This window comes from Sphaerisporangium sp. NBC_01403 (genome assembly GCF_045040145.1).
GTDB classification, from domain to species: Bacteria; Actinomycetota; Actinomycetes; order Streptosporangiales; family Streptosporangiaceae; genus Sphaerisporangium; species Sphaerisporangium viridialbum.
In genome coordinates this window covers 224,973-244,593 of record NZ_CP109534.1, presented here as the reverse complement: position 1 = coordinate 244,593, position 19,621 = coordinate 224,973, and the positions used below count along the sequence as shown (strand labels likewise).

The window sequence follows — 19,621 nt, the reverse complement described above, 5'->3', positions numbered from 1 at the left end:
CGCCTACGCTCTCCGGAGAGCGAGCGTGCCGTCCGGCTCCAGGCCGACGCGCGACCCGAAGTCACGGCTGACCCTGTCGAGAACCGCCTGAAGCCACTCGGAGTCCTCGCGGGAGGCGTGCCGCAGGCGCAGCCGGCGAGCCCGCATCGGCGTCATCCGCAGACCGGTCAGCTTCCCGGACCCCGGCTCCAGCGAGGCGAGGTACAGCAGCCGCAGTTCGTCGCGGTACTCCTCGTGGCCGGTGATGCCCTCGTAGTCGTCGACGAGGTCGCCGCAGCCGTAGAGGATGAGCCGGTCGCGGTACACCTCGATCGGCCGGGGATGGTGGGAGGAGTGCCCGTGCACGACGTCGGCGCCGGCGTCGACCAGTTCGTGGGCGAGGTGCCTCTGCGTCCGGGAGACGTCGTAGCCCCAGTTGGAGCCCCAGTGGATGGAGACGACCACGACGTCGCCGGGGCGCTTCACCTGCCGCACACGGTCGGCCGGCTCGGCGGCTCCGGTACGCGGCGGCTCGGGCAGGAAGTCGACTCCGGCCCGATCCGAGGTGGCCGCCCACCCCGGCGGGACGCCGCTCGACTCCATCGCCCATGAGAAGACCACCACCCGCACACCACCGTCGACCGTGACGATCGCGGGCCGCCGCGCCTCGTCCGCCCTCCGCCCGGCCCCCACCGCCCGCAGCCCGGCGCCGGCCAGGGCGTCGAGCGTCTCGGCGAGGCCCCGGCGGCCGAAGTCGAGCACGTGGTTGTTCGCCAGCACGCAGGCATCGGGCCGGACGGCGGCCAGGCAGGGCAGGTTGGCGGGGTTCATCCGGTAGTGCGCGGCCTTCCCCGGTGCGAACTCGTCGCAGCGCGTGACGCTCGTCTCCAGGTTCACGATGCGGACATCCGGCGCGGCCTCCTCCAGCGCCCGCAGGGCATCACCCCACGGCCAGGAGAAGCCGGCAGGACGGGGAATCGGGCCGTTCGCCGCCTCCGCCAGCCTGACGTAGTCGACGGCGTCCCGGACCCATGGCTCCCGCAGTGTCGCATCCCCGGGATGCGGAAGGATCTGGTCGACTCCCCGGCCGAGCATGACGTCGCCGCAGAGGAACAACGTCACCGGATCGGCGCGCATGCTCCCATGCTAGGCGCGTCCCTCACATCAGGAACGCCCGCGGGTGTTGCGGTCGTGGACGATGGTGTAAGTGCTGCGCAGGGCCTCCATCGACGCGTCGTAGGAGGCCTGGGCAACGCCCGTGAACAGGCAGTCGACCACCATGAGCTGGGCGATGCGGCTGCCGAGCGCGCCGGAGCGGAACCTCGTCTCCCGCGCGGCGGTGGTGAGCACGACGTCGGCCGTGGCCGCGAGCGGCGACTCGCGGAAGTTGGTGATGGCGATCGTCGCGGCGCCGGCCTTGCGGGCGATCGCCAGGAACTCGACGGTGTCGACGGTCGCGCCGGTGTGCGAGATGGCGATGGCGACGCAGGCGTTGTCGAGGGTGGCCGCGGAGGTCCAGGCCGAGTGCGGGTCACGCCAGTTGATGGCCGTCCTGCCGATGCGGGTGAGCTTCTGCTGGAGGTCGAGCCCGACGAAGGAGCTCGCGCCGACACCGAAGCTGTCGAGGCGGCGGGCGGAGAGCACGAGCGTGACGGCATGGCCGAGCGCCCGGGTGTCGAGCGTGCGGGCGGTGTCGGCGATGGAGAGCGTCTCGTTCATCGCCACCTTGGCGACGATCTCGTCCAGCGTGTCGTCGCGGTCGATGTCGCCGGACATCTCGGAGATGCTCGACGTCGTGAGCTCCTCCCGCGTCACCTCACGGGTGAGGTCGATGCGGAAGTCCTTGTAGTGCGCGTAGCCCATGCGCTGGTAGAAGCGCACCACCGAGGTGGTCGAGGTGCCGCACCGGGAGGCCAGCTCCGCGATCGAGAGGTTGGCCGCCTCGGCCGGGTTGTCCAGGAAGACCTGCGCGAGGCGCTTCTCCGACGGTCGTAACCCGGGTAAGGCCGCCCGTATCCGTACCAGGACCACCCCGGACTCCGTGTGACCGGCCCCGCCTCCACTCATCCCCACTCCTCGTTCTAGCCTTGTCCGGTCGTGCCGGAAATAAAATTACACAAACCACACCAACTCATGTACTTTTATGCCTCAACTTGGACCACGGATGCTTCCTGGGTGACCGCGCAGCTCAGCGCGCCCGGCAGCGCAGCATCGAATGTCACTGAGGAGACCATATGTGGCACACATCACGATTGACCCGTGGCACCCTTCTGGCGATCGGGGTCGCCACAGCGGCGTCGACCGCGCTCACCGGCTGCTCATCCTCCGCGCAGGCGCCCAAGCCCGGCGCGGCGGGCGGAACCGGCGGCAACCTGGTCGTGGGCGTCACGTCCGACCCTGACACGCTCTTCCCCTGGAAGGCCACGCAGTTCCAGGCGGTCAACGTGTTGCAGAACATCTATGGCACCCTCACCGAGTTCGACAAGGACCTCAACGTCGTCCCGGGGCTGGCCACGTCATGGGAGACCTCGAAGGACGGCCGCACGCTGACCTTCACCCTGCGCGACGGCGTCACCTTCAGCGACGGCAGCGCCCTCGACTCCAAGGATGTGAAGTCCTCGCTCGACCGGATCAAGGACGAGGCCACCGCGGCGGTCGCGAGCGCCTCGCTGGCCTCGGTCACCTCGGTCGACGCACCCGACCCGAAGACCGTGGTGCTGCACCTGAGCGCGCCGGACGCCGCGCTGCCGTCCAACCTCGCCGTGGTCAACATGGCCATCCTCTCCTCGGACGACACCGAGGCGTCGCTCAACACCACCCCCGACGGGACCGGGCCGTTCGTCCTTGCGAACCGGGTCGCGGGCCAGGCGCTCACCCTCGTCAAGAACGAGAAGTACTGGGGCGACAAGCCGAAGCTCGCGGGCATCGAGTTCCGGGTGATCCCCGACGAGTCCTCGATCGTCTCCGCGATGCAGTCGGGCAACGTGCAGCTCGCGGTCTTCGACGACCCGCTCGTGGCCAAGACCGCGGCGGCCGCGCAGCTCGGGGTGGCCAAGACCCCGCAGCTCAGCTACCACGTCCTCCAGCTGAACGGGCGTCGCGGCGACCTCACCGACGTCAACGTGCGCCTCGCCGTCCAGTGCGCGGTCGACCGCAAGCAGGTGCTCGACACCGCGGCCCTCGGCGAGGGCACGGTGACCGGGCCGATCACGGCGCCGGCCTTCAAGTCCAACCCCGACCAGCGCCCGTGCCCCACGCGCGACCTTGGCAAGGCCGCCGAGTACCTTGGCAAGGCGGGCAAGGGCTCCGGAGTGACGATCAAGACGATCGTCTCCCAGGGCGAGTACTCCACGTCGGTCAACGAGGCCCAGAGCCTCAAGGCGCAGCTGGCCGAGGCCAAGATCAACCTTGACCTGGAGGTCCTCGAGTCCGGCGCGTACGTCGACCGCTGGGTCGCCGGCGACTTCGACGCCGCCGTCGCGCTGAACGGCGGGCGCCCCGACCCCGACGGCATGTACAGCAGGTACTTCACCAGCAAGGGGAACCTCAACAAGGTCACCGGCTACAGCTCGCCGGAGCTCGACAAGCTCTTCGCCGAGGGCAAGGCGACCACCGACCAGGCCGAGCGCAAGGTGATCTACGACAAGGTGTCCGCGGAGCTGGAGAACAACGCGCCGTGGATCTGGCTCTTCACCGGATACACCTACACCGCGACCACATCACAGGTACAGGGGTTCACCCCGATGGCGAACGGTTCCCTCCAGTACCTGCGCACCACGGCCGTCAACTAGCCGCCTTCCTCGTGGGGCGCCCCCGCGGCGCCCCACCAGGGGCGAGGACCCAGGCATATGTTGCAGACACTCATCCACAACCGCGTCGCGCGGCGCGTGGCGAGCATGATCGGCACACTCCTCGGCGTGGCCGTCTTCGTGTTCGTCATGCTCCGTGCGATCCCCGGCAACCAGATCACGGCGGGACTCGGCACGGAGGCGGCGGCGCTGTCCCCGGCCCAGCAGGAGGCCCTCCAGCGCTACTACGGGCTCGACCAGCCGCTGTTCACGCAGTTCTTCTCCTGGCTCGGCAACCTCTTCACCGGCAACCTCGGCTACTCGGCGCGCGCCCAGCAGAGCGTGCTCGACCTCACCCTGCACTCCCTGCCGGTCACCTTCGAGCTGGCCGTGCTCTCGATCATCCTCGCGCTGCTGATCGGCATCCCGCTCGGCATGCTGGCGGCCTCGAAGCCCGATTCGGGAAGGGACGCCTTCGGCCAGCTCGTGAGCCTCGCCGGGCTGTCGGTGCCGGCCTTCCTCCTCGCGACGACCCTGCTGTCGGTCTTCGCGTCCTCGTTCGGCTTCAACCCGAACGGCCAGGGCTTCGCGTCCCTCGCCGAGGACCCGCTGCTCAACCTGCGGCAGATGCTCATGCCCGCGTTCGTGCTCGGATTCGGCATCGCGGCGCCCATCCTGCGCACCACGCGGACCGCCGTCCTTGAGGTCCGTTCCGACGACTTCGTCCGCACCGCGCGCGCCAAGGGCGTCCCGGCGCGGCGCCTCCAGACCAAGCACGTCCTCGGCAACGCGCTCGTCCCGATCGTCACGATGACCGGCCTGCAGTTCGGCTACCTGCTGGGCGGCGCCGTCGTCGTCGAGCAGATCTTCTCGGTCCCCGGCATCGGACGGCAGGTCCTGCTCGGCATCCAGCAGAAGGAGTACGCGGTCGTCCAGAGCACGGTGCTGGTCATCGCGCTGACGTTCGTCATCGTCAACCTCCTGACCGACGTCCTCTACCGCGTCATCGACCCAAGGGTGGGGGCCTGATGACCGAGATCGCGCAGACCGCCCAGATCCCGCCGGGCGCGCGCAAGGGCACCCACCGTCTCCGCGGCCTGCTGAGGAGCCCGAGCGGCCTCGCCGGCCTGGTCATCGTCGTGGTGCTGGCGATCGTCTCGCTGCTGTCCTTCTTGCACGCGCTCCCGTACGACCCGATCGCCCAGAACCCGCCCGAGCGTCTCCTGCCTCCGTCCTCCGGGCACCTGCTCGGCACCGACCAGTTCGGCCGCGACATCTTCTCCCGCGTCGCGGCGGGCGCCGCGAGCTCCGCGCTCATCGCGGTCGTCGCCGTGGCCTTCGCCTCGGTCATCGGCACCCTGGCGGGGCTCGTCGCGGGCTTCTACCGGGGCTTCGCCGACGGCGCCATCGGCGGGGTGACGAACGTGCTGTTCGCCTTCCCGCCGCTGCTGCTGGCGCTGTCGCTCGCGTCGGTGTTCGACCGCAACTGGTTCACCGTGGCGGTCGCGATCGCGATCGTCTACGTGCCCATCTTCATCCGCGTCACCCGGGGCCCCGTTCTGTCGCTCCGGGAGATCGAGTACGTGAAGGCGGCCAGGAGCACCGGCCAGAGCCAGAGCATGATCATGATGCGGCACGTGCTGCCGAACATCACCTCGATCATCATCATCCAGGTGGCCCTGTCCCTGTCGTGGGCGGTCCTCACCGAGGCGTCACTGAGCTTCCTCGGCCTGGGCACACCTCCCCCGTCGCCCTCGCTCGGGTCGATGATCTTCGAGGCCCGCACCCTGGTCTCAATCGCTCCATGGACGATGATCGCGCCCGGAGTCGTCGTCGTGCTGCTGGTCGTCGGGCTCAATCTGCTCGGCGACGGCCTGCGCGACACACTCGACCCGAGAAACCGAGGAAAGCGTTGAGCGGCAACCCTTCAGAATCCGCCCGGCTCGGCGACCTCGTCACCGAGGCCACCGACCCCCGGTACGCCGAAATCGACAAGATGACGGTGGGCGAGCTGGCCGCGGCCATGAACGAGGCCGACACCACGGTGCCCGGCGCGATCGCCCGGGCGCTCCCCCAGATCACGAGCGCCATCGAGACGGCGGCGGAACGCATGAAGGCCGGTGGACGCCTCATCTACGTCGGCGCGGGGACCCCAGGACGCCTCGGGGTGCTCGACGCCTCGGAGTGCCCTCCCACCTACGGCACCCCGCCTGAGCAGGTCTTCGGCATCATCGCGGGGGGCCAGAGCGCGATCGTCTCCCCGTCCGAGGGGGCCGAGGACGACACCGACGCCGCGGTCGCGGCGATCGAGGCCGCCGCCGTCGGCTCGCTCGACACCGTGGTGGGCGTCACCTCCAGCGGGCGAACCCCGTACGTCCTGTCGGCGATCCGGCGCGCCCGGGAACGCGGGGCGCTGACCGTGGGACTCTCGTGCAACGCCGGGAGCCCGCTGAGCGAGGCGGCCGAGCACGCGATCGAGGTGATCGTGGGGCCGGAGGTCGTGAGCGGCTCCACCCGGCTCAAGGCCGGCACCGCGCAGAAGCTCGTGCTCAACATGTTCTCGACGATCGTCATGGTGCAGCTCGGCAAGACGTACGGCAACCTGATGGTCGACGTCAGGGCCACCAACGGGAAGCTGCGCGAGCGGGCGATCCGCATCATGCGCACGGTCACCGGCGCCAGGCGGGACGAGGCGATCAGCACCCTCGACAGGAACGACTACAACGTCAAACAGGCGATCGTGGCATTCCGCCTCGGCCTGACCCCCCAGGAGGCCATGGCCCGCCTCGTCGAGAGCAGCGGCCGTCTCCGTGTGGCACTCGGAGAGCGGTCATGAGAATCCTCGGGATGATTTCCGGCACCTCGCACGACGGCATCGACGCCGCCCTGGTGGACTTCGGAAGCGTGGGCGACACGCTCAACGCGGTGGTCGAGTACACGGCCGGCACCCCCTACCCGGCCGAGCTCCGCGCCCGCCTGGTGGCGGCGCTCCCCCCGGCGGCGACGACGCTCGCCGAGATGTGCGAGCTCGACACCCTCATCGGCCAGTGCTTCGCCGAGGCCGCCGCCGCGGCGATCGCGGAGGCCGGTGCGGTCGACCTCATCGTCTCGCACGGCCAGACGGTGTTCCACTGGGTCGAAGGCGCGCACGCCCTCGGCACCCTGCAGATCGGCCAGCCCGCCTGGATCGCCGAGCGTACGGGAGCGCCGGTGCTCTCCGACGTGCGTGTCCGCGACATCACGGCGGGCGGCCACGGCGCTCCCCTCGTCTCCCTGCTCGACGCCCTCCTGCTCGCGGGCCACGAGGGCACCGCCGCCGCGCTCAACCTGGGCGGCATCGCGAACATGACTCTGATGCGCGGCGCCGGCGACCTCGTCGCCTATGACATCGGGCCGGCGAACGCGCTCATCGACGCGGTCGTGGTGGGCAAGCGGCTGAGCGAGCGCGGGTTCGACGAGGACGGGCGCATCGCCGCCTCGGGAACGGTCGACGAGCGCCTTCTGGAAGTCCTGCTCGACGAGCCCTACTACCGGTGGCCCGCCCCCAAGAGCACCGGCAAGGAGCTCTTCCACCTGGCCTATGTCGAGGACGCGATGGCGAAGGCCGGCAGCAGGCCCGGCGCGGCGGACCTGGTGGCGACCCTCACCGAGCTCACCGTGCGCACGGTCGCGAGAGATCTGACGGCGGCCGGCGTGGACCTCGTCGTCGCCTCCGGTGGCGGGTGCCGCAACCCCGTGCTGATGGACGGCCTGCGGCGCGCGCTTCCTGGCGTGACCATCGCGCTCTCCGACGAGTACGGCGCTCCCGCCGACGACAAGGAGGCGATCGCCTTCGCCCTCATCGGCTGGCACACCGCGCACGGTCTGCCGGGGACCGTGCCCGCGGGTACGGGCGCACGGGCCGCCCGCGTCCTCGGCACCCTCACGCCGGGGGCGGGACCGCTCGTCCTCCCCGCCCCGGCGGCCGAGGCTCCCCGCGCGCTCACGCTGACCCGGCGGCGCGCGGGCCGGGAGGCGATGCCCGCCACCCTCCGGCTCGCGACCCGCGACGATCTCGACGGAATCGTCGAGGTCTTCCTCTCGTGCTGGCACGAGAGCTACGCGCGGGTCCTGCCGGCGCGCCTGGTCGCGAGCATGACGCCGGACCGGGCGCGGGCGCTCTGGACCAGGGTGCTGGAGGAACCGGGGCCGGCCGAGGTCGTCGTCGCCCTCGGCGAAAGGGACGGCGCCCCCTCGGTGCTCGGCGTCACGCGGTACGTACGCCAGGACGACGGCGACGGCATGGTGCACTCGCTGTACGTGCGCCCGGGCGCCCAGGGCATGGGCCTCGGTGCCGCTCTGCTGCGGGCGGCGGAGTCCGCGCTGTCGGAGGCGGGCGCCCCACGCGCGTTCCTGTGGGTGTTCCGCGGCAACGAGCCCTCGATCGGCTTCTACCGCCGCCAGGGCTGGGCGCCGGACGGCGGGGAGCGCACCACGGCCGAGTTCGGCGAGCCCGAGCTGCGGCTGGTGAAGGAGCTCCCGTGAGCCCGGCAGTGGTAGCGCCGGCCCGGGAGGGCCGTCACCGATGAACGCCCTCGCCACGACCGCGGAACGCCTCGTCTCGGCTCTCCCCTACGGCCGGGATCTTCCGGACGGACCGGCTCTTCCTGACAGGCCGGCTAATCCGGACGGGCCGGCTCTTCCTGACCGGCCGGCTACTCCGTGCGGGCCGGCCGCCCCGCACGGCATGCGGCCGCCGTCCGGCGTCGCCCTGGCCGCGCGGACCCCGTGGTTCGACGCGGACGCGTGCGCCGGCCACCGCACCGTCCGCTGGGAGGACGGCGAGCGCGTGGGTGAGGATCCCCTGACGATCGGCACCCACCACGATCTCGCCTCGGTCACCAAGGTCGTCGGCACCACGACGGCGCTCATGCGCCTGGTGTCCGACCGGATCGTGGGCCTCGACACCGAGGTGAGCCGCTACCTCCCCGGCTTCCGCGGTGGCGGGAAGGAGAGCGTCACGGTACGCGATCTCCTGCTGCACCGGGGAGGGCTGTGGGAGTGGCATCCGCTCTACATCGCGGCCGGCGACCCTGAGGAGGCCTACCGTGTCGCCGAGGAGCTGCCCCTGCGCTACCGCCCGCGCGAGGGGCGCCACTACTCCGACCTCGGTTTCATCCTGCTCGGGCGCGTCGTCGCCACCGCCACCGCACTCGGCCTCGGCCAGGCGGTGTCCGAGCTCGTGCTCGGGCCGCTCGGCCTGGACGCGACCCGGTACGCCGAACCGGCGGGGGAACCCGTGGCGACGGGGGCCAGGGACGACCGCGTCGAGATCGGCATGCTCGACTCCGGGACGCCGTACCCGGTGCCCTACCGCAGCGGCGACTTCTCCGGCTGGCGCCGGGGGCCCGTGCACGGGCGGGTCGCCGACGGCAACGCCTACCACGCCTTCGGCGGGATCTCCGGCCACGCCGGGCTGTTCTCGACGGTGCCCGATCTGCTGCGTTTCGCGAGCGCGCTGTCCGGCTACCGCGAGCACGACGCGCTCGTACGGCCCGAGGTGGCGCGGGAGTTCTTCGCGCCGGGCCCCGACGAGGCGCAGGCGCTGGGCTTCCGCAGGTACCGGCTGCGGCTCGGCGGCGAGACCCTCACCGTGCTCGGCCATCCCGGCTATGTCGGATGCGCCGTCGGCTTCGTGCCGGACCGCGGCGTCGCCCTGGCCCTCGCCTGCAATCGCCTGCTGGTGGAGGGAACCCCCGTACCCGGCGAGACGCTCTGGCACGAGCTGCTGAAGGCCACCGCGACAGAGATCGAGAAGAGAAGCGGACGTTGACCGAGGTGACCATGATGACCCCCACCCCGCTACTGGAGATCCGTAACCTGTCGGTCGCGTTCCGCACGGGCGGTCGGGACGTCACGGTCGTGAAGGACGTCTCGATGGAGATCCTTCCCGGCCAGACCGTGGCGGTCGTCGGCGAGTCCGGCTCAGGGAAGTCGACCACGGCCGCCGCGGTCAACCGGCTGCTGCCGGACAACGGCCGCATCACGGGCGGCGAGGTGCTCTTCGAGGGACGTGACCTGGCCACCGCGAACGAGCGGCGGATGACCGCGATCCGCGGGGCGGGCATCGGGTTCGTGCCGCAGGACCCGATGTCGAACCTCAACCCGCTCATGCGCATCGGCGACCAGATCGGGGAGGCCCTGGAAGTCCACGGGCGCGCCACCGGCAGGGCCGCGCGCGCACGCGTGGTCGAGCTGCTGGAGATGGTCGGCATCCCCGAGCCGGCACGGCGGGCGGACCAGTACCCGCACGAGTTCTCGGGCGGCATGCGGCAGCGCGCGCTGATCGCCATGGGCCTGGCCTGCCGGCCGAAGCTGCTCATCGCCGACGAGCCCACCTCCGCGCTCGACGTCACCGTGCAGCGGCGCATCCTGGACCAGCTGGAGACGCTCACCAGGGACATGGGCACGGCGGTGTTCCTCATCACGCACGACCTCGCTCTCGCGGCGGAGCGTGCCGACACCGTCGTCGTCATGTACCGGGGTGAGATCGTCGAGGCCGGTGTCGCCGCCGAGATCCTCGCCGACCCCCGGCACGAGTACACCCAGCGCCTGCTCAGGGCGGTTCCCAGCCTGTCCTCCACGAGCATGGTGACGGCGCCGGCCGTCTCCACGAGCCTGGTGACGGCGCCCGCCGCGACCGCGCGGGACCGGGCCGAGCCCGACCCGCCCGCCGCGACCGCTTCGCTCGCCCCGCCGGCCTCGACCGCTTCGCCCCGCCACCTCGTGGAGATCGAGGACCTGAGCAAGGTCTTCACGACGCGCGCGGCGGGCACGGGCGTCCCCTCCCGGTTCACGGCGGTCGACGGGGTCAGCTTCGGCATCCCGCGCGGGCAGACCGTCTCCATCGTCGGCGAATCCGGGTCGGGCAAGTCGACGACCGCGAACCTGCTGCTCGGTCTCGACGACATCACCTCCGGCCGCATCCTGTTCGACGGCACCGACCTCACCTCGCTCCGGCGTCGCGAGCTGTTCGCGTTCCGCCGCCGGGTGCAGCCCGTCTTCCAGAACCCCTACGCCTCGCTCGACCCTCGCTACACCGTCGAGAAATCGATCAGCGAGCCGCTGCGGGTGCACCGGGTGGGCACCGCGAAGAGCAGGAAGCAGGCCGTGGCCCGCCTGCTCGACCAGGTCTCGCTCCCCTCCTCGATGGCCGGACGGCTCCCGCACGAGCTCTCCGGCGGGCAGCGCCAGCGCGTCGCGATCGCGAGGGCGCTCGCGCTCTCGCCCGAGCTCGTCGTGCTCGACGAGGCCGTGTCGGCGCTCGACGTCCTCGTGCAGGCACAGATCCTCGAACTGCTCGCCGATCTCCAGCGGGAGCTCTCTCTCAGCTACCTGTTCATCAGCCACGACCTCGCGGTCGTGCGCATGATCTCGCACACTGTTCATGTGATGCGGGGTGGGCGCATCGTGGAGACCGGCACTCCACGTGAGATCTTCGAGAACCCCGGGGCGGAGTACACCCGCGAGCTGCTGGCCGCGATCCCCGGCGCCCGGCGAGCGGCGTAGCGCGGGCGGTCAGCGGCGTAGCGGAGGTCAGCGGCCTAGCAGGGGTCAGCGGCGTGGCGGGGGTCAGCGGACCACCTCGACGTTCGCCATCATGCCGTTGTCCTCGTGGTTGAGGATGTGGCAGTGGTAGGGATACTTGCCGAGGAAGTCGCGGAAGCGCATCCGTATCACGACCTGGCCGCGCACCGGGAGCTGCACGGTGTCCTGCAGGCCGTGGGCCGCGTAGGGCCTACCGTTGACGCTCATGAGCTGGAAGTCGTTCACATGGATGTGGAAGGTGTGCTCCTCGTTCGCGGTGTTGCGCACGGTCCACTCCTCGGTGGTGTTCAGCCGCGCCCGTACGTCGATCCGCTGGTGGTCGAAGAGCTTGCCGTCGATGTAGAACTTCTTCTGCGGGTTGTTCTCGGAGAACACGATCGTGCGGCGCTGGGCCGGCCTGTCGTGGCGCAGGTCCCTGAAGCGGGCGAACTTCACGGGCAGGGCCGCTCGGGGCGTGGCGGGTCCTGAGGACACGACAGTGGCCAGGGTCGCGCGGGGGTAGGAGTCCCCGTCCGGGCCCGTGGTGTATGCCAGGGTCGAAAGGCGGCTCCGCCCCGCCGCGGGGCCCTGCACCAGCACGTCGAAGCGGCTGCCCGGCGGCATCAGCAGCGTGTCCGCGCTCCACACCGTGTCGACGGGGTTGGCGTCCTGCGCGATGACGTGGAATCGGCCTCCCTCCAGGTGGACGTTGTAGGCGATGTCGGCCCCGATGTTGGCCAGCCGCCACAGCTGCGTCTCCCCCGGGCGGATGGGGATGGCGGGGTTCACCAGCCCGTTGACCGTGCGCGTGGTGGGCGCGTTGCTGTCGATGCCGCTCGTGGGGATGGCGCCGTCGCGCACCTGGAAGTCCTTCAGGGCGATGAGGTGCTGGGTGATGTGCCGGAGGCCGCTCGGCAGGTGGCGTTCGAGCCCGTCGATGACGATCGCGCCCGACAGTCCGGCGAACACCTGCGGCTCTGAGCGCGGGTGCGCGTGCGAGTGGTACCAGTACGTCCCCGGCGCCAGGTCGGCCGGAAGCCGGTAGGTGTAGTGGTAGCTCTGGCCCGGACGGATGTACAGGTAGATGTTGTCCGAGGAGTCCATCGGCGAGACGTGCCACCCGTGCGTGTGCAGGTTCGTCCGCTCCGGAAGGTCGTTCACCATGGTCAGGTCGAGCCGGTCGCCCGGGCGCAGCCGCAGCGTCGGCGGCATGTAGTCGCCGTTGTAGGTCAGTGCCCGCACCGGCTGCCCCGCCAGCCGCACGGTGCGAGCCCCGACGACCAGCCGCACCTTCAACAGCCCGTTCTTGCTGACGTACTGCCGGGGCTCGGCGAACGCGGTCTCGGCCCCCGTCGGCATGGAAGTGGAAGCGGGCGTGGGCGTCGGAGCGGGTGAGGTCGTGCCCGTGGTGGCGGAGATGTCCCTGGCCGCGTGGTGCCATGGCCCCGCGCCGCCACATCCGGCCACTGCCAGGACCGTCACCAGCCCGAGCCGGACGAGCGATCGCGATCGCCTGGTCATCTGACCTACAGGTGGAGGAGACCGACGATCGCGGTGCTGACTGGTGCCGGCTGCGGGCACGACGGCTCCTCTGCATCGACGAGTGAGGGGCCGTAGGAGATCGTACGATCCGGGACGTTGATATCCCGGCGGGACGCTCCGTACCCGTGTGTAATACCTCGCCCCGGATGGGGGCGGCTCGTCGAGCGACGGGCCGCCCCCGGGGACATGGGCTCGGAGGCGCGGCCGTCAGGCGGGGGCGGTGAAGGTGTAGGTGCCCGCGCCGAGCTGGAAGGCCGCCGCGCCGTCGGTGTAGCCCATCGGCGCCGCCTGAGGGGGCGCGGTCACGGCGGAGGACGACGACGCGGGGACCCGGACGGTGGCGGTGGCGTTGGCCGGGATCTCCACCCGCAGGGTCAGCGTGCCGCCCGCGATGGACCAGTCGCTCAGCGCCCTGCCGTACGGAGTGCGCAGGTCGGCCTTGCCGGAGGTGAGGCCGCCGCCCGGCCGGGGCGCGATGGTGATCCGGCGGTAGCCGGGATCGCGGGCATCGGGCCCGAGGCCGCCGACCGAGCGGTACAGCCAGTCGCCCACGGAGCCGAGACCGTAGTGGTTGAAGGAGTTCATGCCGGGGTCCTGCAGGGAGCCGTCGGTGCGGATGCCGTCCCAGCGCTCCCAGATCGTGGTGGCGCCTCGGCTGTTCATGTACCCCCAGCCGGGATATCCGGGCTGCAGCAGCACCTGGTAGGCGGTGTCGAGGTGGCCGTGGTCGGCCAGCACGGGCAGGAGGTTCTCGACGCCGAGGAAGCCCACGCTGAGGTGGCCGCCGCTCGCCGCCACCTTGGCCGCGAGCCTGTCGGCGACGGCCTGCACCCGGGCGTCGGGCACCAGGCCGAACGCCAGCGCGAGCACGTAGCCGGTCTGGGTGTTCCCCGACACGGTGCCGTCGGCGGCCACGAACCTGCCGGTGAACGCCTGCGCCACCTGGTCGGCGAGCGCGCCGTAGGTGGCGGCGTTGGAGGCGCGCCCGGTCGCAGCGGCCATCTGGGCGAGCAGCCGGGCGCTGTGGCCGAAGAACGCCGTGGAGATCAGGTCGTTGGCGGTGTTGTCGTTGACGTTGAGCCAGTCGCCGTAGGTGTCCTGGTTGCGTATCAGATCGGCTCCGGCAGTGCTCCTGGAGTAGTCGACCCAGCGCTTCATCGCGGCGAAGTGCTCGTCGACGACCCGCACGTCGCCGTAGCGCTGCCAGAGGGTGTACGGGACGATGACGCCCGCGTCGGCCCAGCCCGCCTTGCCCGCCCCGCAGCAGACGTCGGGCGCCACGTCGGTGAACGCGCCGTCCGCGTGCTGGGCGTCGGCCAGGTCGTCGGCGAACTTGCCGAGAAGGCCCTGCACGTCGAAGTTGAAGGTCGAGGTTCCGGCGAAGATGCCGATGTCGCCGGTCCAGCCCAGCCGCTCGTCGCGCTGCGGGCAGTCGGTGGGGACCGAGAGCATGTTGGAGCGCGCTCCCCACAGGATGTTGTGCTGGAGCTGGTTGACCAGCGCGCTGGAGGTGGTGAAGCCACCGGTCGCCTGGCCGTTGGTCCACGCGGCGAGCCCGGTGACGCTGGCGGTCGTGGGCGTTCCGGGGAAGCCCGTGAGCTCGACGTAGCGGTAGCCGTGCACGGTGAACCTCGGCTCGTACACCTCGTCGGCCCCGGTGCCCGCGAGGGTGAAGCGGTCCGTCTGGCGGGCCGCGCGCAGGTTGGCGGTGTAGATGGTGCCGTCGGCGTTGAGCACCTCGGCGTGGCGCATCGTCACGGTGGTGCCCGCCGCGCCGCGCACGCGCAGGCGGTTCCAGCCCGCGAAGTTCTGCCCCATGTCGAGGACCCACACGCCGGGCTTGGGCTGGGTCACCGACACCGGAGTGATGCTCGCCTGCACGGCGACGCCGGGATCGACGGCGGCGACAAGGTGCGGCTTCACCCCGCCGCGGACGGTGACCGGGGCCCAGCCGGCGTCGTCGTACGCGGCGGTGTCCCAGCCCGCGCGGACGGCCCGCGCGTCGTACTCCTCGCCCTGGTAGAGATCGTCCGCGCCGATCGGGCTCGGCGCCGCCCGCCATGAGGAGTCGGTGCGCACGGTCTGCGTGCTGCCGTCGGTGAAGCGCACGCGGAGCTGGGCGGAGTACGACGGCCTGCTGCCGTACTTCTGGCTTCCCGCGAAGCCGATGGAGCCGGAGTACCAGCCGTTGCCGAGCAGCGCGCCGAGGGCGTTGTCACCCTGGCGGACCAGGGAGGTCACGTCGTAGGTGCGGTAGGCCAGGCGCTTGTTGTAGTCGGTCCAGCCCGGCGCCAGCGCCTCGGTGCCGACCTTCGTCCCGTTGACGCGGGTCTCGTGCAGGCCGAGCGCGGTGACCATCAGGCGCGCGGAGGCCACCGGCTTGCCGAGGACGAACCCCTTGCGGAGGTAGGGCGCGGGCTCGGCCACCGCGACGTTCGAGCTCCAGGGCCCGGAGCCGTAGGCGGCGGCGACGCGCGCGGCGGGCCACCCCGAGTCGTCGAACCCGGAGTCCTGCCAGCCGGACGGCCCGCTCTGCGCGGCCTTCCACCCGGCGTCGGTGACGAGCCTGGTGCTGCCCGCGCCCGCCACGTCGACCTCCAGCGCGGCGACCACCCCGGCCGGGGAGACGGTGGTGTTCTGCGCCGAGATCGCGAGGGTGTTGGCGCCCGCCCGCAGCCGGGCCGCGATGTCGACGACGGCGGCGGACTTCCACGAGTCGACGGCCCTCGGCGAGGAGCTGACCTGGATGCCGTTCACCCACACGTCGGCGGTGTCGTCACCGGTGACGGTGAGCCGTGCCCGGCCGATCGTGCCGGCGGGCAGCGTGAACTGCCGCCTGAGGAACCGGGTGCCCTGCGGCGCGCTGGACGCGGGGTCTCCCTCCGGATACCAGATCCAGCTCGCCCCCGCCAGGGCGGGCGCGCCGGCCGGGGCGCCGACGAAGTCGGCCTGCCACTCGGCCGACGGGTCGAGCAGGCCGGTCTCGAACCACGTGACCGGCCCCCAGGCGCCCGCCCTGCCCTGGGTGTCCCACACTCGCACCCGCCAGTAGTAGCGCGTGCCCGACGCCAGCGCCGCACCGCCGTAGACCGCGTCCACGGACCTGCCGGAGACCACCCGGCCGCTGTTCCAGAGGTCGCCGGTGCCGGACTGGGCGCCGCTCTCGGTTGAGGCGACGAGGACCTGGTACGCCGCCTGGACCTGCTCACCCGCGCCTCCGGTGAGCTGCCACCCGAAGCGGGGGGCGCGCGCGTCGATGCCGAGCGGGGTCGGCCGGTGCTCGGTGGTGGGGGCGGCCACGGTCAGCGGCGAGGCGGCGCCGAGGTCGGGAGCCGCCACACCGGTGCCCCAGGGAGCGGCCCCGTACGTGCCGGAGACCGCCGCCGCGGGCCAGGACCCGTCGGCGAACCCCGGCTCGATCCAGCCGGGGGTGACCGTGCTCGCGGCCTTCCACGCGCCGTCGGTGACCAGGTCGACCGTGCCTCCGGCGGTGGTCACCCTGAGCCTGGCGATCACGCCCGCCGGGCCCGCCGTGGTGTTGCGCGCCGCCAAGGCGATCGTGTTGGCGCCGGCGCGGACGGCGGACGCCAGGTCGACGTAGATCGCCTGCCGCCAGGAGTCGGTCCTCCGGGGCGAGCCGGCCAGCGGCACGCCGTTGAGCCAGACGTCGACCGTGTCGTCTCCGGTGACCACGAGCTGGGCGTCGGTGACCGCGCCCGCGGGGACGGTGAAGCCGCGCCGCAGGTAACGGGTGCCGACCGGCGCGGACTGGCTCGGGCTCCCCTCGGGATACCAGATCCAGGCGGCGCCGGACAGGTCGGGGACGGCGGCGGCCTGGGCGGCCGTCGACGCGGCGGGGATGGGGCCGAGCAGGAGTGCGACCAGGGCCAGGACGGCGGTCGCCAGCGTGCGTAGCCGGTGCGGACGAGCGGATGTGGGGGGCATGCCGACTCTCCTGGAGATCCGTGGGGGTACGGAACAGGTGGATCAGTGGCTGGTAAAACGGTTTAAGGCGATGCGACCTTCGTGGAATGCCGCGCCGGGGCTCCGGCCCGGCGGAAAGGATGCCGGGCGTTCCGGCTCTGACGTCGCGTCGCGGGCGCTTCCTGGGTTCTGACCACGGCGCCGGCAGGTGGCACGCGCATGCTCGACTCACCGACCATGAGCCCTCCAGAGGCAGCCCGCTCAAAAACGTTTTAAATTCGAGAGGACGATAAAACAGCCGGCCGCGAGCGTCAATAGCCGCTTGACGATTTCCCTTGACGACCCGAAGACAAGCCGGTGATTTTCCTGACACTCGCCCCGAATTCCGGGACTCCCGGCAGGGCCGGCCATCTCTGAGATCGCCGCGTCACTCCCTGTGCTATGTCACACAGCAGGAGCAAGGTGATGTCGAACCCATAAAGGGATCTTGTCGGCCATCTGGACATTAGCGGAGATTGTGGGTGTTCTCCCCATACCCTCCCAGGAGACTTCGCGTGCCAAAGTTAAGCGCAGTACTGGTCGCACTCGGCCTCGTCGCGGTCGGCGCGGTGGGCGTCACCCCGGCCCAGGCGAGTGCCGAGCCCTCCATCACCGTCCAGCAGGGCCGGACCCAGCCGGTCTTCTCCTACGCCGACGCCGTCCGCGAGCACGTCTATGTCGAATCCCCCGTCGACAGTGACTCCGACGGGAAGCTGGACCGTGTCCGCGTCGACATCATCAGGCCCAAGGAGTCGGGCCCCGGGCTCAAGGTGCCGGTGATCATCGACGAGAGCCCGTACTACGACAACTCCGGTCGTGGCAACGAGTCCGAGCGGAAGGTCTACGACGCAGAGGGGAACCTCGCCAAGTTCCCCCTGTTCTACGACAACTACTTCGTCCCGCGCGGTTACGCGGTGCTCAACGTCGACATGATCGGCACCACCAAGTCCGAGGGGTGCCCCGACGTCGGCGGGCGGGCCGACGTGCTGGGCGGCAAGGCCGTCATCGACTGGCTGAACGGCCGCGCCACCGCCTACCGTGAGGACGGCACGCCGGCGGTCGCCGACTGGACCACCGGCAAGTCCGCGATGATCGGCAAGTCCTACGACGGCACGCTCGCCAACGCCGTCGCGGCGACCGGCGTCAAGGGCCTCGAGACCATCGTCCCGATCTCGGCGATCAGCTCCTGGTACAAGTACCAGCGCTCCAACGGCGTGATCTACAACTTCGACTACATGTCGTACCTGGCGAGGGTCGTCGACACCGACCCCATCGCGAAGTGCGCCGCCGTGCGCGCGGGCATGGACGCGCAGGACGGCGACGACACCGGCAACTACAACGCCTTCTGGGCCGAGCGGGACTACATCGCGGGCACGCTGGGCGACGTCTCCAAGGTGCGCGCCAGCGTCTTCGTCGTGCACACGGTCAACGACCTCAACGTCAAGCCCGACAACTTCTCCACCTGGTGGAAGGGCCTGGCCGACAGGAACGTGCCCCGCAAGATCTGGGTCGGGCAGTACCAGCACGTGGACCCGTTCGACTTCGAGGGACGCCGCGACCTGTGGGTCGACACGCTGCACCGCTGGTTCGACTTCTGGCTGCTCGGCGTGAAGAACGGCATCATGAACGAGCCCCGCGCCGACGTGCAGACCGGGCCCACCAGCTGGACCACCCAGCGCGACTGGCCGGCCCCGCTCGGGGTGAAGCTCTCCCTGCGCCCCGGCGCGGACGGCTCGCTCGGCCTGCTCCCGGCCAAGAAGGACACGACGGCCACCTTCACCGACGTCCGCCAGTCCGAGGACGCGATGGTGGCCGACATCGGCACGGAGAAGCCGGGACGGGTGGCCTTCACCACCGGTGAGCTGCCGGCGAACCTGCGCCTGTCCGGCACTCCCGTCGTGGACCTGCGCGTCGCCCTCGACAAGCCCACCTCGAACCTGACCGCGCTGCTCGTCGACTTCGGCGAGGACAGCCGCGTCGACTGGCGTCGCGGCCAGGGCATCACGACCCTCACCGAGGAGACCTGCCACGGCGAGAGCACGGCCTCCGACGACGGCTGCTACAAGAAGGTCGTCGGCAACGTCGCCACCCGTCCGCTGGAGATCGTGGCCCGCGGCTGGATCGACGTGCAGAACCGCGACTCGCTCAGCACCTCCTCGCCGCTGCCCGAGGGCCAGTACGGCACGGTCAAGTGGGAGACCCTTCCGCAGGACTACACCTTCAAGAAGGGTCACAGGCTCGGCCTCGTCATCGCGGGCACCGACTCGACCTACTCCGGCGAGCGGGCCACCGGCGCGACGGTCACCGTCGACCTGAGCAAGAGCAAGGTGGAGTTCCCGCTCGCGCTCGGCTCCCTGATCTTCGACCTGGTCAAGGACAAGGTGAAGTGGCACGGGCCGAAGCAGCTCGACCTGCCGGTTCCTGAGGCTCGTCTCTACTGATCCCCGCTGACGCCGAGTTTCCCGGCGTCGACTCCGGGCCCGGCGGCCTCGCCGCCGGGCCCGTTGGTCTGTCCGGCCCGGTGACACCGCGTGAGCTTTCACGGGGTAATGGGATGGGTTCGGCGACCGTCCACTGAGTGCGCACCCAGGTAATCGCCACCCGAAGCATCCTCCGGCCCATATTGACAAGTGGCTGTAAATACCTCCGCCGTCCTCTTCGTCATGAAATATCCCGGCAATGGCGGTTCCTGAGGGCAACCGTCCCGTGCCGAATCCGTGTTCTGGAATCCAGTCATTCGATGGGGTTGAACCGTTCCAGAGCTGCCATCATCGCCGTGTGCT

General features: G+C 70.9%; 12 protein-coding genes. 8 read left to right on the top strand and 4 right to left on the bottom strand.

The genetic code is table 11. From position 1 onward, the window contains the following. Positions 1-3: 3 nt before the first annotated feature. Positions 4-1,116, bottom strand: coding sequence for a CapA family protein (locus tag OG589_RS00965; protein WP_405145270.1), 1,113 nt, complete (start codon positions 1,114-1,116; stop codon positions 4-6). Between the two features lie 27 nt (positions 1,117-1,143). After that, positions 1,144-2,046, bottom strand: a complete 903-nt coding sequence (locus tag OG589_RS00960) for a MurR/RpiR family transcriptional regulator (protein ID WP_405145269.1) — start codon at positions 2,044-2,046, stop codon at positions 1,144-1,146. 185 nt (positions 2,047-2,231) lie between these two features. On the opposite strand from OG589_RS00960, the gene OG589_RS00955 reads away from it, so the two are divergent. The 7 genes from OG589_RS00955 (at position 2,232) to OG589_RS00925 (ending at position 11,315) form a co-directional block, all read left to right on the top strand. After that, positions 2,232-3,770, top strand: coding sequence for an ABC transporter substrate-binding protein (locus OG589_RS00955; RefSeq protein WP_405145268.1), 1,539 nt, complete (start codon positions 2,232-2,234; stop codon positions 3,768-3,770). Positions 3,771-3,827: 57 nt separating this feature from the next. Next, positions 3,828-4,796, top strand: a complete 969-nt coding sequence (locus OG589_RS00950) for an ABC transporter permease (RefSeq protein WP_405145267.1) — start codon at positions 3,828-3,830, stop codon at positions 4,794-4,796. Next, the gene (locus OG589_RS00945; protein WP_405145266.1) at positions 4,796-5,683 is read left to right on the top strand and encodes an ABC transporter permease; all 888 of its coding nucleotides are present in this window, start codon (positions 4,796-4,798) and stop codon (positions 5,681-5,683) included. Before OG589_RS00950 ends, OG589_RS00945 begins: the two co-directional genes overlap by 1 nt. Then, a complete protein-coding gene (gene murQ, locus OG589_RS00940; RefSeq protein ID WP_405145265.1) occupies positions 5,680-6,603 on the top strand; it encodes an N-acetylmuramic acid 6-phosphate etherase in 924 nt (307 codons plus the stop codon). The genes OG589_RS00945 and murQ overlap by 4 nt, the downstream gene beginning before the upstream one ends. Beyond that, entirely contained in the window at positions 6,600-8,291 is a 1,692-nt protein-coding gene (locus tag OG589_RS00935) for an anhydro-N-acetylmuramic acid kinase (protein ID WP_405145264.1), read from the top strand. Before murQ ends, OG589_RS00935 begins: the two co-directional genes overlap by 4 nt. 202 nt (positions 8,292-8,493) lie before the next feature. Beyond that, positions 8,494-9,579, top strand: coding sequence for a serine hydrolase domain-containing protein (locus OG589_RS00930; protein WP_405145263.1), 1,086 nt, complete (start codon positions 8,494-8,496; stop codon positions 9,577-9,579). A 5-nt stretch (positions 9,580-9,584) separates the two neighbouring features. Next, positions 9,585-11,315, top strand: a complete 1,731-nt coding sequence (locus OG589_RS00925; protein WP_405152251.1) for an ABC transporter ATP-binding protein — start codon at positions 9,585-9,587, stop codon at positions 11,313-11,315. Positions 11,316-11,378: 63 nt separating this feature from the next. On the opposite strand, the gene OG589_RS00920 is transcribed toward OG589_RS00925, so the two are convergent. Together OG589_RS00920 and OG589_RS00915 are read right to left on the bottom strand one after the other, a co-directional pair. Next, positions 11,379-12,854: a multicopper oxidase family protein gene (locus tag OG589_RS00920; protein WP_405145262.1), complete on the bottom strand. Its 1,476-nt coding sequence runs from the start codon at positions 12,852-12,854 to the stop codon at positions 11,379-11,381. 228 nt (positions 12,855-13,082) lie between these two features. Next, the gene (locus OG589_RS00915; protein ID WP_405145261.1) at positions 13,083-16,820 is read right to left on the bottom strand and encodes a family 78 glycoside hydrolase catalytic domain; all 3,738 of its coding nucleotides are present in this window, start codon (positions 16,818-16,820) and stop codon (positions 13,083-13,085) included. Between the two features lie 533 nt (positions 16,821-17,353). On the opposite strand from OG589_RS00915, the gene OG589_RS00910 reads away from it, so the two are divergent. Beyond that, complete coding sequence (locus OG589_RS00910) at positions 17,354-19,279, top strand: Xaa-Pro dipeptidyl-peptidase (protein ID WP_405145260.1); 1,926 nt, start codon at positions 17,354-17,356, stop codon at positions 19,277-19,279. Positions 19,280-19,621: the final 342 nt, after the last annotated feature.

What these genes read in the sequence shown, in the direction of transcription:
- OG589_RS00920 (WP_405145262.1), bottom strand. Translation starts at nt 12,854, where the DNA reads ATGACCAGGCGATCGCGATCGCTCGTCCGGCTCGGGCTGGTGACGGTC.
- OG589_RS00930 (WP_405145263.1), top strand. Translation starts at nt 8,494, where the DNA reads ATGCGGCCGCCGTCCGGCGTCGCCCTGGCCGCGCGGACCCCGTGGTTC.
- OG589_RS00915 (WP_405145261.1), bottom strand. Translation starts at nt 16,820, where the DNA reads ATGCCCCCCACATCCGCTCGTCCGCACCGGCTACGCACGCTGGCGACC.
- OG589_RS00945 (WP_405145266.1), top strand. Translation starts at nt 4,796, where the DNA reads ATGACCGAGATCGCGCAGACCGCCCAGATCCCGCCGGGCGCGCGCAAG.
- OG589_RS00950 (WP_405145267.1), top strand. Translation starts at nt 3,828, where the DNA reads ATGTTGCAGACACTCATCCACAACCGCGTCGCGCGGCGCGTGGCGAGC.
- OG589_RS00960 (WP_405145269.1), bottom strand. Translation starts at nt 2,046, where the DNA reads ATGAGTGGAGGCGGGGCCGGTCACACGGAGTCCGGGGTGGTCCTGGTA.
- OG589_RS00965 (WP_405145270.1), bottom strand. Translation starts at nt 1,116, where the DNA reads ATGCGCGCCGATCCGGTGACGTTGTTCCTCTGCGGCGACGTCATGCTC.
- OG589_RS00935 (WP_405145264.1), top strand. Translation starts at nt 6,600, where the DNA reads ATGAGAATCCTCGGGATGATTTCCGGCACCTCGCACGACGGCATCGAC.